The sequence below is a fragment of the Bacillota bacterium genome (genome assembly GCA_040755295.1).
GTDB lineage: Bacteria > Bacillota > Desulfotomaculia > Desulfotomaculales > Ammonificaceae > SURF-55.
In genome coordinates this window covers 1-1,937 of record JBFMBK010000033.1, presented here as the reverse complement: position 1 = coordinate 1,937, position 1,937 = coordinate 1, and the positions used below count along the sequence as shown (strand labels likewise).

Below are 1,937 nucleotides of genomic sequence, written 5' to 3'. Positions count from 1 at the left end.
GGCCAGGGTTATCGTAAAGGAAGAGGCGATGTAATTAAACTGGTGTATGGCTACCGGAGGTTGTCCTAAAAATAGTTGAAATTTGAGGTGGGCCTCCTACCTTGATATAATCAAGGTTGGAACTATATACTATATAGGGAGGCGCCACCAATGAAACTGTACAAAAAGTTCAATGCCGGAAGCAAATCATTTTCCGGCAAAATCAGCAGCATTCCCGTCAAGCTGGCGGTCGAGGGTATCATGCGGAACGCGTCCGCCGGCCTGGAAGAAGTGATGACGGAAGCCGGACTTGCGGTCATCCGGCAGATTATGGAGGGTGAGCGGCAACGGCATCTGGAGGACGGCCGAGGGTATCGCCATGGCAGCCAGCGCGGGTGGATACAGCTCGGGGGTCGGAAGGTGAATATCGAAAGTTTGCGGATGCGCAAGAATAAAGGCGGCGAGATTCCGCTTTCGTCATACAAGGCGTTTCAGGGCGGGGACGAACTGGCGCGGCGCGCTTACGGCGATATGATACGAAATGTGTCCACGCGCGATTATCAGGGCGGCGTAGAGGGTTTCATGCGCGGCTACGGCATAAGCAAGTCATCGGTCAGCCGGCGGTTTATCACGGCCTCGGAGGAAAAGCTTAGGGAGCTTATGGAGCGGCGGCTGGACAAGCTGGACCTGGCCGCGATATTGATAGACGGGAAGGGCTTCGGTGATATTCTGGTGATAACGGCGCTCGGCATAGACATAACCGGGCGCAAACATGTCCTCGGTTTGTGGCAGGGGGCGACGGAAAACGCGGCCGTGTGCGAGGCCCTGCTCGCGGACCTGATACGGCGGGGGCTGGATACGAGGAGGCGGTATTTGTTCATTACGGACGGGTCGAAAGCGCTCAGGAAAGCGATAAAGAAGACATTCGGCGGCATGGCGGCCACCCAGCGCTGTCAGGAGCACAAGAAGCGCAACGTGCTGGGACATCTGCCGGAAGGTCTTCAGCCGGAATATCGGCGTAAGCTGAACGCGGCATATGCCATGACTGAGTATGGTTCGGCCAAAGCGGCGCTTTGGGCTTGCGTGCGGGAGCTTGAGCGGATTAATCCGTCGGCGGCGGCAAGTCTGGAGGAAGGGCTGGAGGATACGTTGACGCTGCACCGGCTGGGAGCAAGCGAAGCTTTGCGCAAAAGTCTGAGGACGACGAACTGCATAGAGTCGGCTTTTTCGTCCGTCGGTTACAGAACCGGCAGGGTGACGCGGTGGCGTGGAGGTGATCACGTCCAGCGCTGGGCGGCGGCGGCATTATTGTTCGCGGAAAGTCGCTGGCGCAAGGTAAAAGGATGGAAGCATCTGAAGTCACTGAGAGAGGCGCTGGATAAATAAACATCCACGGGCTTACGCCCGTGGTATTCCCCGTCAGCAGAATTCAAGCTGCGCTTGCCCGCTGTCCTCTTGACCCTGTCTCTCTATATATTTCCTGATAATTTCTTCGTCTATGCCCACTGTCGACACGAAATATCCATCCGACCAAATACCGTCGTCGCCCCAGTATACCTTCTTCAAAAAGACGAACTTGGATTTCAACTCTCGCGCCGTATTCGCCTTTATTATCCCGACCACCTTGCCGACAGCCAGCTTTGGTGGAATGGACACAAGAAAATGCACATGATCCTCGTCGCTTTTGACCTCGCTAATGGCAATGTCGGGATAATAGTCCTTTATGCGCTTCAACAGCTCTTTGAGGTATCCCATTACTCCGGCTACGAATATCTTGCGACGGTATTTGGCAACCAGTACCAGGTGATATTGGGTGTAATACACGCAATGTCCTTGTTTGCGGTATTTCATAATATCTCAGTATATCAAAGAGCGAGGACAGCGGGTGCTATCCATCTACCAGCTTACGCTCGTAGAATTCCGGCGGTATATTAAATCCGAAAAAACCGGGTTCATCA

At 54.3% G+C, this 1,937-nt stretch carries 2 protein-coding genes; one reads left to right on the top strand and one right to left on the bottom strand.

Annotated elements, in window-relative coordinates:
• The first annotated feature begins 150 nt into the window (after positions 1 to 150).
• Positions 151 to 1,365, top strand: a complete 1,215-nt coding sequence (locus tag AB1500_13095) for an IS256 family transposase (GenBank protein MEW6184083.1) — start codon at positions 151 to 153, stop codon at positions 1,363 to 1,365.
• A gap of 33 nt (positions 1,366 to 1,398) precedes the next feature.
• Here the strand turns inward: AB1500_13095 and tnpA are convergent, their stop codons facing one another.
• Positions 1,399 to 1,830, bottom strand: a complete 432-nt coding sequence (gene tnpA / locus AB1500_13090; protein MEW6184082.1) for an IS200/IS605 family transposase — start codon at positions 1,828 to 1,830, stop codon at positions 1,399 to 1,401.
• Between the last annotated feature and the right edge of the window lie 107 nt (positions 1,831 to 1,937).